General features: G+C 67.5%; 12 protein-coding genes. 2 read left to right on the top strand and 10 right to left on the bottom strand.

Annotation, left to right across the window (positions count from 1 at the left end):
• From ACNPM4_RS01475 to prmC, 7 genes are all read right to left on the bottom strand, one after another.
• A partial coding sequence (locus ACNPM4_RS01475) for a F0F1 ATP synthase subunit B (RefSeq protein ID WP_448984451.1) occupies positions 1–495 on the bottom strand: 495 nt, incomplete at its 3' end.
• 27 nt (positions 496–522) lie between these two features.
• Positions 523–759 carry an ATP synthase F0 subunit C gene (atpE, locus tag ACNPM4_RS01470; protein WP_017830994.1) on the bottom strand — a complete coding sequence of 79 codons (237 nt, stop codon included), beginning with the start codon at positions 757–759 and terminating at the stop codon, positions 523–525.
• A gap of 43 nt (positions 760–802) precedes the next feature.
• Positions 803–1,522: a F0F1 ATP synthase subunit A gene (gene atpB, locus ACNPM4_RS01465; RefSeq protein WP_258134098.1), complete on the bottom strand. Its 720-nt coding sequence runs from the start codon at positions 1,520–1,522 to the stop codon at positions 803–805.
• A gap of 209 nt (positions 1,523–1,731) precedes the next feature.
• A complete protein-coding gene (locus tag ACNPM4_RS01460; protein ID WP_029261865.1) occupies positions 1,732–2,250 on the bottom strand; it encodes a Cg1360 family ATP-synthase-associated protein in 519 nt (172 codons plus the stop codon).
• Positions 2,250–3,419, bottom strand: a complete 1,170-nt coding sequence (locus tag ACNPM4_RS01455; RefSeq protein WP_029261866.1) for an MraY family glycosyltransferase — start codon at positions 3,417–3,419, stop codon at positions 2,250–2,252. Before ACNPM4_RS01455 ends, ACNPM4_RS01460 begins: the two co-directional genes overlap by 1 nt.
• Positions 3,416–4,147 (bottom strand): L-threonylcarbamoyladenylate synthase, encoded by a 732-nt coding sequence (locus ACNPM4_RS01450; protein ID WP_029261867.1) that lies wholly within the window; start codon positions 4,145–4,147, stop codon positions 3,416–3,418. The genes ACNPM4_RS01455 and ACNPM4_RS01450 overlap by 4 nt, the downstream gene beginning before the upstream one ends.
• 52 nt (positions 4,148–4,199) lie before the next feature.
• Entirely contained in the window at positions 4,200–5,060 is an 861-nt protein-coding gene (gene prmC / locus ACNPM4_RS01445; protein WP_448984450.1) for a peptide chain release factor N(5)-glutamine methyltransferase, read from the bottom strand.
• Between the two features lie 100 nt (positions 5,061–5,160).
• On the opposite strand from prmC, the gene cysK reads away from it, so the two are divergent.
• Positions 5,161–6,099: a cysteine synthase A gene (cysK, locus tag ACNPM4_RS01440; RefSeq protein ID WP_448984449.1), complete on the top strand. Its 939-nt coding sequence runs from the start codon at positions 5,161–5,163 to the stop codon at positions 6,097–6,099.
• 7 nt (positions 6,100–6,106) lie between these two features.
• Complete coding sequence (gene epsC, locus ACNPM4_RS01435; RefSeq protein WP_448984448.1) at positions 6,107–6,676, top strand: serine O-acetyltransferase EpsC; 570 nt, start codon at positions 6,107–6,109, stop codon at positions 6,674–6,676.
• A 21-nt stretch (positions 6,677–6,697) separates the two neighbouring features.
• On the opposite strand, the gene ACNPM4_RS01430 is transcribed toward epsC, so the two are convergent.
• The 3 genes from ACNPM4_RS01430 to rho all read right to left on the bottom strand — a co-directional run.
• Positions 6,698–7,105, bottom strand: a complete 408-nt coding sequence (locus tag ACNPM4_RS01430) for a phage holin family protein (protein WP_029261871.1) — start codon at positions 7,103–7,105, stop codon at positions 6,698–6,700.
• Positions 7,106–7,133: 28 nt separating this feature from the next.
• On the bottom strand, positions 7,134–8,213 hold the full coding sequence (gene prfA, locus ACNPM4_RS01425) for a peptide chain release factor 1 (RefSeq protein ID WP_448984447.1): 1,080 nt from the start codon (positions 8,211–8,213) through the stop codon (positions 7,134–7,136).
• 11 nt (positions 8,214–8,224) lie between these two features.
• Positions 8,225–9,611, bottom strand: a 1,387-nt coding sequence (gene rho / locus ACNPM4_RS01420; RefSeq protein ID WP_448984446.1) for a transcription termination factor Rho, incomplete at its 5' end; no start/stop codon positions are given.

The raw sequence follows: 9,611 nt of genomic DNA, 5'->3' as shown, positions 1-9,611 counted from the left end.
CGCACGGGCGTCGTCGGAGAGCGTCTCGCCGACCACGCCGCCGGCGAGGTCGATGGCGAGCGTTCCGACCTCGCTGCGCAGCGAGACGAGAGCGGTCTGCCGCTCGGCCTCGATCTGCGTGTGCGCGGTGGCGGTGATGCGTGCGGCCTCGGTGGACGCGGCATCCTTCGCCTCGGCGACGATCTTCTTGCCGTCCTCACGGGCGGCCTCGCGGATCTCTCCGGCCTCGGTACGCGCCTCAGCGAGCTGACGCGTGTACTCCTCGAGTGCCGCCTCCGCCTGCTTCTGCGCCTCGTCGGCCTTGGCGATGTTGCCCTCGATGGCGGCGGACCGCTCGTCGAGCATCTTCGTGAGCCGGGGAAGGGCGACCTTCCAGACCACGATGAGGATGACGATGAACCAGAGGCCCGACCAGATGATGTCGTACCACGCAGGGATGAGGGGGTTGTTCGGCTCACCCTCTGCTGCGAGGTTCGTGACAAGAGCGTTCAGCATCCTGTCTCCTTCAGAAGTCGGTGAGGATTACGGGAAGGGGATGAATGCGACGGCGATGCCGACGAACGCAAGCGCCTCGGTGAAGGCGATACCGATCCACATGAGGACCTGGAGACGACCGGCCAGCTCGGGCTGACGGGCGACGCCCTCGATGGTCTTGCCGACGACGATGCCGACGCCGATGGCCGGGCCGATGGCTGCGAGGCCGTAGCCGACAGCTCCGAGGTGACCGTTGATTTCAGCGAGAACCGTAGTAGCGTCCACGGGGTTTTCCTTTCGTTGGGTGGGAAGGCTGATGCCTGCCCGCTCAGTGCTCTTCTGCGACCGCGAGCTGGATGTAGACCGCGGTGAGGACGGTGAAGACGTATGCCTGGAGGACGGCGACCAGGATCTCGAAGAGAGTGAAGGCGCCGCCGAAGGCGAGAGTTCCGACACCGAGCGCGGCCCAGCCGCCGCCTGCGGTGAAGAAGAAGAACTGGGTCGCGGAGAACGCGAGGACCAGGATCATGTGCCCCACGACGAGGTTCATGAGAAGACGCAGCGTCAACGTGACCGGACGCAGGATGAACGTCGAGATGAGCTCGATGATCGCGACGATCGGCATCGCGGCGACCGGCACGCCCTGCGGGAACAGGGAGTTCTTGAAGAACTTGAGGCCGTGGCGCTTGATTCCCGCGTAGATGAAGGTCACGTAGCTGACCACGGCGAGCGTCAGCGGCACCGCGACGATCGCCGTTCCCGGCATGTTCAGGAACGGGATGATTCCCGTGATGTTCATGAACAGCACCATGAAGAAGATGGTGGTGAGGATCGGCAGGAAGCGATCGCCGTCCTTGCGACCGAGCATGTCGTGGGCGACGTTGGTTCGAACGAAGCCGAGCCCCATCTCCACCAGGCTCTGGAAGCGTCCGGGGACGACCTTCATGCGGCGGGTGCCGAGCCAGAGGATGAGAACCACGGCGATCACCGCGAGCAACTGGACCAGGTGGATCCGGTTGACGGGGATCGGGCCTACGTGGAAGAGGATCTCCGGAAAGAAATCGTCGATCGAAGGGCCGTGGAACTCGCCGTCGGAGGCAAGTCGGGGGGTCAGGGTCGCAGCAAGATTAAACAGCGCGGGCTCCAGCTTCGGGGCACCGGTCTAAACCGGGGCGACGATGGTCGGTGTGCAATCAGCGCAAGCGCTCGCGGGCGAGCGGCGGGCACGTTTCAACAGTATCAGAATCTGAGGGTCCCCTAAGACCGCGGGCCGCCGTCGACGGGTCCTTCGTCGATGTGATTCGCGTTGCCGGGGGCGCGGTCCTCGGGCACCTCGGTCGGCAGCGTGGTGTCGCTCACGTTCGGAAGTCGCATACGGGTGAGCACGATCACATCGATCGCGAGCGACATCAGCACGCCGGCCACGATCGAGAGGAAGAACACCATCGGCTCCAGCCACGGCTGACCCGCGAGCAGGATCATCGCGACGACGAACAGTCCGAGCTTGAGGAGCCAACCACCCAGGACGATGGCGAAGAACAGCTGCACGTAGATCGGGTCGCCGTACCAACGGTTGGCGATGAGGATGCTAATGCCGGTGATCGCCAGGAACACGGCGGCCAGCAGCACGCCCAGCAGCCCGCTGACGAGTCCCTCTCCCCCGGCGACGGCATAGCCGACACCGCCCGCGACGATCGCGAGTACCGCGGTGGCGACCGCCGACCAGATGAGGGTGCGACGCAGGATCGGCGTGCTGGAAACGGGGCTCGGGCTCATCAGGACTCCACGGGTGTCGGGTCGGTGTCGGCGGCCGCTGCGCTCTTCCTGCGGCGGGTGGGGCTCAGGGTGACGACGAGGCAGGCGGCGATGCCCACGACGCCGAAGCCGACGCCGGGAAGGTACTGGCCGGGCCAGTCCTCCCGTGCACCGACGTACATCAGCAGGACGGCGAGCGAGATGACGGCCGTCCACGCGTAGAAGATGAGGACAGCGTCGCGGTCGCGGTGGCCGAGATCCAGCATCCGGTGATGCAGGTGCTTGCGATCGGGTGAGAACGGCGACCGGCCGGCGCTCATGCGGCGGAGCACCGCCAGACCGAAGTCGAGCAGCGGCAGCAGGACCACCAGCAGCGGGAGCAGGATCGGGAGGAAGGCACCGATCAGCTGCGAGCGGCCGAGACGCTCGGGGTCCAATGCCGACGGGTCCATCTGACCGGTGATGGAGATCGCCGAGGTCGCCATCAGCAGACCGATGACCAGTGCGCCCGAATCCCCCATGAACAGCTTCGCCGGGCTCCAGTTCAGCGGCAGGAATCCGAGGCAGGCACCGATCAGGACCGCGGCGAGGAACGTGGAGAGGTTGAAGTAGCTCGAGGCTCCGGAGTCACGCGTGAAGATGTAGGAGTACGCGAAGAACACGCCGTTCGAGATGAGACACACCCCGGCGACCAGCCCGTCGAGTCCGTCGATGAAGTTCACCGCGTTCATCACGATGACGATCGCGAACATGGTGATCGTGATGCTCAGCCAGCTGGAGACCACGATGAGGTCCCCGAACGGGAGCGACAGGATCTGCAGTCCGCCGCCCACGGTGATGAGCCCGGCGGCCAGGAATTGCGCGCCGAGCTTGATCATCCAGTCGATGTCCCAGAGATCGTCCACCACGCCGATGATCGCGATCAGCAGCGAGGCGCCCAGGATCGACCACATCGTCTGCGGGGGGATCCAGATGCTCTGGAAGAACGGGTTGATCGCCGAGAACCCGAAGGCGGCGGCGATGCCGAGGAAGATCGCCACACCGCCGAGGCGGGGCGTGGGCGTGGTGTGCACGTCGCGCTCGCGGATGCCGGGGTACAGCTTGAACCGGAGGCTGAGTCGCCAGACCGCCCAGGTCAGCGCGAACGTGATCGCTGCCGTGAGGATGACCGTGGCGAGATACTGCTTCACGAATCCGCGTCCTGCGGCTCCTCCGCATGCACATGCTCCGCGTCCTGCGGCTCCTCGGGTTCGAGCAGATCGCCGAGCACCTCCTGCAGCTGCTCGCGCGTCACCGCACCGTCTCGGAGGATGCGAACAGTGCCGGGCTCGGCATCCGCACTCCGACGGACCAGAGACGTGGCGTCGACGATGGTGGAGGCGATGCCGTCCTTGCTCAGACCATCGGCGAGGTACACGGCGACGCTGTCGCCCAGCATCTGCTCCGCGTCCGAGGCCGAGATGGCGGCGGGCTGGCCGGTGAGATTGGCGCTGGACACGGCGAGCGGTCCGGTCTCGGCCAGCAGCTCCAGTGCCACGCGCCCCTCCGGCATCCGCACCGCGACCGTCCCGAGCGTCTCCCCGAGATCCCACACCAGAGAGGGCTGGGCGGGGAGCACGATCGTGAGACCGCCGGGCCAGAACGCCTCGATGAGACGTTCGACAGGCTCGGGGACGGACTCGGCCAGGGCTGCGAGCGTCTCCTTCGTGCCGATCAGAACGGGCGGCGGCTGATCACGGCCGCGCCCCTTCGCATCGAGCAGCCGCTGGACGGCGGCCGGGGAGAAGGCGTCGGCAGCGACGCCGTACACGGTGTCTGTGGGCATGACGATGAGTTCGCCACGGCCGATCGCCTGGCGCGCATGGCGCATGCCGGCGAGCAGCTGCGAGTCATCGCGGCAGTCGAAGATGGTTGACATGACGGTTCGATTCTATGCGGCGCGGGGGCTGCCGATGCTCAGAGGGAGCTGATCAGGGCCTGAGCGCCGTGGTGGTGCGGTCCCGCAGGGTGAGGTCGCGATGCGTCGCCGGAGCGCGCCAGCCGTCCGCGGCGAGGATGTCCCTGATCGATTCCCCCTGCAGCTCGCCGTGCTCGATGACGAGAAGACCACCGGGGTGCAGGAGCGCGAGCGCCCGAGAACTGAGCACTCGCACGATGTCCAGGCCGTCCTCTCCCCCGTACAGCGCCATCGCGGGGTCGAAGAGTCGCACCTCCGGATCGCGCGGGATCGCGGCGTCCGGCACATAGGGCGGGTTCGAGATGACGACCGATGCCGTGCCGTCGAGTTCGGGGAAAGCCTCCCCCAGATCGGACAGCACGAGCGTCAGGTTGTCGACGCCGGCGACGTTCCGGCTGGCCCACGCGTGCGCCTCCTCGGACAGCTCGGCGGCGAAGACGCGGGCGTGCGGCCCCTCCGTCGCCATCGCGAGAGCGATCGCACCGCTGCCGGTGCCGAGGTCCACGCCGATCGGCTCGGGCTCCGCGGAGTTCAGCAGCGCATCGATCGCATACTGCACCACCGTCTCGGTCTCCGGCCGCGGGACGAACACACCGGGCCCCACCGCCAGCTCGAGGTGGCGGAAGGGGGCGGTCCCGGTGATGTGCTGCAGCGGCTCGCGCGCGGCTCGGCGCGTCACCAGACCCTCCAGGGCGCCCGCCGTCTCGTCGTCGACGTCGTCGCCGCGGATGACCGCGGCCTGCACCTCGCCGCGTCGCCGACCGAGCACATGGCCCGCGAGCAGCTCCGCGTCGACCAGAGGATCGGGGACGCCGACATCGGCCAGGCGCTGAGCAGCGGCACGGACGAGCGCCGCGAGAGAGGTGTCGGACATGGGTTCCAGCGTAGAGCGCGCACGGCTGTCACAATGCCCCCGCCCACAGGGCCCTCCCCTAGGCTGGACCGGCAGCGACCCCCGCACAGGAAGGCTCCTCATGCCCGGCATCCACTCCGACATCACGACCGCTTTCGGCAACACGCCGCTCGTGCGTCTGAACCGCGTGACCGAGGGCCTCGGGGCCACCGTGCTCGCCAAGCTCGAGTACTACAATCCGGCATCGAGCGTGAAGGATCGCATCGGCATCGCGATGATCAACGCCGCAGAGGCATCGGGCGAGCTGAAGCCCGGTGGCACGATCGTGGAGTCGACGAGTGGCAACACCGGCATCGCCCTCGCGATGGTGGGCGCCGCCCGCGGTTACCGGGTCATCCTGACGATGCCTGCCTCCATGTCCAAGGAGCGCCGTGTGCTGCTCAAGGCCTTCGGCGCGGAGATCGTGCTCACCGATCCCACCAAGGGCATGAGCGGTGCGATCGAGGAGACCAAGCGCATCGTCTCGGAGACGCCCGGCGCGATCTGGATCCGTCAGTTCGAGAACCCCGCCAACCCTCAGATCCACCGCGAGACCACGGCGCAGGAGATCCTCCGCGACACCGACGGTGGGGTCGACATCTTCATCGCAGGAGTCGGCACCGGCGGGACGGTGACGGGAACCGGGCAGGCCCTCAAGGCCGCGAAGCCGGGCATCCAGGTCATCGCCGTCGAGCCCAAGGACTCCCCTGTGCTCAGCGAAGGCCACCCCGGACCGCACAAGATCCAGGGCATCGGGCCGAACTTCGTCCCCGACGTGCTCGACCGCGATGTGCTCGATGAGATCATGACCGCGGAGTTCGACGAGTCGCTGCGGGTCGCCCGGGAGCTCGCCGCGAAAGAGGGCCTGCTCGTCGGCATGTCGTCCGGCGCGGCCGTCGCCGCGGCGCTCAAGGTCGCCGCGCGCCCCGAGAACGACGGCAAGACCATCGTCGTCGTGATCCCGGACACCGGTGAGCGCTACCTCTCCACCGCGCTGTTCGAGGACCTGCGCGAAGACTGAGACGTCGATGGGCATGATCGGACGAATGCGCGAGGACGTCGCGGCGGCTCGCCTGCGTGACCCCGCCGCACGCAGCGCCGTCGAGGTCGCTCTGCTGTACCCGGGGCTCCACGCCATCTGGGCGCACCGCGTCTCGCACGCGCTCTGGCGACGCCGACTGCGATTGCTCGCGCGCGCGGGCTCGCAGCTGTCGCGCTGGCTGACCGGGATCGAGATCCATCCCGGCGCGCGCATCGGCCGTCGGTTCTTCATCGATCACGGCATGGGCGTCGTGATCGGCGAGACCAGTGTGATCGGCGATGACGTGATGCTCTACCACGGTGTGACTCTCGGCGGACGGACGCGCACCTCCGGCAAACGCCACCCCACGCTCGGCGACGGAGTGGCGGTCGGTGCCGGTGCGAAGGTCCTCGGCCCCATCACGATCGGCCCCGGCTCCGTCATCGGCGCGAACGCCGTGGTCACCCGTGATGCTCCAGCGGACAGCATCCTCGTCGGGGTTCCGGCGAAGCCGCGCCAGCGCAATACCGGCGAGGACACCAGGGCACTGCTCACCGCGCCGGACTACGCGATCTGAGCGGCGCCGGGCCCGGACAGCCTAGCGGCGTGTGGTCTTGACGGCCTCCACCTTCTTGCGAAGGAAGATGAGAGGAAGCAGGACGCTGCCGAGAGCGGTGATGAGCCACACGATCACCGAGCCGAGAAGCCAGCCGGTGAGGTCGGTGATGCGCAGTCCTCCAATGGGCAGCAGCACCACGATGATGAGCGAGATCAGCGTCGAGAAGATGCCGATGCCGCCCATGAGCACGGGCGCGTAGCGCGTGGCCATCTTGCCCACCCACGGCGCGAGGACGCTCTGCAGGATCGCGAAGATCAGTATGCAGATGACGAAGCCCCACCACTTGTCCCACTCGATCTGGAACCCGTCGAGGGCGAGGTCGGCGGCGATCAGGCCGAGACCGGCCGACACGACGTACATGAGGCCGCGGAACAGAAGTGTGATCACGGCCCGAGCATAGCGCTCGAGCGGCGCGTCAGGAGTCGGAACCGACCGCGGCGAGCCGCGCTTCCTCGTCTGCCGTGATCGCACTATCGATCAGCGGATCGAGCGCTCCGTCCATGACCTGATCGAGGTTGTACGCCTTGAAGCCCGTGCGGTGATCCGCGATGCGGTTCTCAGGGAAGTTGTAGGTGCGGATGCGCTCAGAGCGGTCCATGCCTCGGATCTGCGATCGGCGGGCATCGGATGCCGCGGCGTCCAGCTCCTCCTGCTGACGCGCAAGCAGACGGGCACGCAGCACGCGCATACCCGCCTCGCGGTTCTGCAGCTGGGACTTCTCGTTCTGCATCGACACGACGATGCCGGTCGGCACGTGAGTGATGCGTACCGCGGAATCGGTCGTGTTCACCGACTGCCCACCCGGACCGGACGAACGGAACACATCGATCTTGAGGTCGTTCTGGTCGATGTGGATCTCTTCGGGCTCGTCGACCTCGGGGAAGACGAGCACGCCGGTCGTCGACGTGTGGATGCGCCCCTGCGACTCCGTCGCGGGCACACGCTGCACGCGGTGCACGCCCCCCTCGTACTTCAGGTGCGCCCACACACCCTGGGCGGGGTCCGTCGAGGATCCCTTGATCGCGACCTGAACATCCTTGTAGCCGCCGAGGTCGGACTCGTTGCGCTCGAGCAGCTCGGTCTTCCACCCCTTGGACGCCGCGTACTGGATGTACATGCGCAGCAGGTCGGCGGCGAACAGCGCAGACTCCGCGCCACCCTCCCCCGCCTTGATCTCCATGATCACGTCGCGGGCATCGTCCGGGTCGCGCGGGATCAGCAGGCGCCGCAGGCGTTCCTGTGCGGTCTGCAGCTCCTCTTCCATCGCCGGGATCTCGGCCGCGATCGACTCGTCCTCCCGCGCGAACTCGCGCGCGGTCTCCAGATCATCGGTCGCCGCGATCCAGGCCTCATACGCGGCGACGATGCGAGACAGCTCGGCGTAGCGACGGTTCACGCGCTTCGCGCGGGCAGCGTCGGCGTGCACCGCCGGGTCGGAGAGTTCCTCCTGCACCCGGCGATGCTCGTCGATCAGAGTCTGGACGGACTCGAACACGGCTCAGCCGCTCAGCGGATGTTGTTGTCGTGCCCGTGCGCGCCCGAGGGAAGCGTCGGGATCGACTTCTGCATCTGCACGAGGAACTCGACGTTCGAGTTGGTCTCCTTGAGCTTGCCGAGGACCACCTCGAGAGCCTGCTGCTGGTCGAGGCCGGCGAGGGCACGACGCAGCTTCCACGTGATCTTGACCTCGTCGGCCGAGAGCAGCATCTCTTCGCGACGGGTGCTCGACGCGTTCACGTCGACCGCAGGGAAGATGCGCTTGTCGGCGAGGGCGCGGGACAGGCGCAGCTCACTGTTGCCGGTGCCCTTGAACTCCTCGAAGATGACCTCGTCCATCTTGGAACCGGTCTCGACCAGCGCCGTGGCGAGGATCGTGAGGGATCCGCCGTTCTCGATGTTGCGCGCCGCTCCGAAGAACCGCTTGGGCGGGTACAGCGCCGACGCGTCGACGCCACCGGAGAGCACGCGGCCCGATGCCGGGGCAGCCAGGTTGTACGCACGGCCGAGGCGGGTGATCGAGTCGAGCAGCACGACGACGTCGCGTCCGAGCTCGACCAGTCGCTTCGCACGCTCGATGGCGAGCTCGGCGACCGTGGTGTGGTCTTCGGCCGGACGATCGAACGTCGAGGCGATGACCTCGCCCTTGACCGAACGCTCCATGTCGGTGACCTCTTCGGGGCGCTCGTCGACGAGCACGACCATGAGGTGGACCTCGGGGTTGTTCTGCGCGATGGCGTTCGCGATCTGCTGCAGCACGATCGTCTTGCCCGCCTTGGGCGGCGCGACGATGAGACCGCGCTGGCCCTTGCCGACCGGGGCGACCAGGTCGATGATGCGCTGGGTGAGCTTCTCGGGGGCCGTCTCCATGCGGAGGCGCTCCTGCGGGTACAGCGGGGTGAGCTTGCCGAACTCCACGCGGGTGGCGGCGTCGTCGACCGACAGACCGTTGATCGAGTCGACCTTGACCAGCGCGTTGTACTTCTGACGACCCTGCTGCTCGCCCTCGCGAGGCTGCTTGATCGAGCCGACGACCGCGTCGCCCTTGCGGAGGTTGTACTTCTTCACCTGGCCGAGCGAGACGTACACGTCGCTGGGGCCGGCGAGGTATCCGGTGGTGCGCACGAACGCGTAGTTGTCGAGCACGTCGAGGATTCCGGCGATCGGGATCAGGACGTCGTCCTCGCCGATCTCGGTGTCGAACTCGTCGGTCGGGACGCCGCTGCGACGCTTGTTGCGCTGACGGTTGCGGTTGTTGCCGCCGGCCTGATCGTCATCGGCCGCGGGCTGTGCCTGCTGCTCCTGCGCTGAGCCGTTCTGTCCACGCCCACGGTTGCGGCTGCGGCTGCGGTTGCGACCGCGGCCACCCTGCTCCTCGCCTCCGTCGGAGTCGTCG

It is taken from the genome of Microbacterium umsixpiens (genome assembly GCF_053543675.1).
The sequence above is the reverse complement of the archived record's forward strand: the minus strand, read 5'-3'. Positions and strand labels throughout refer to the sequence as shown.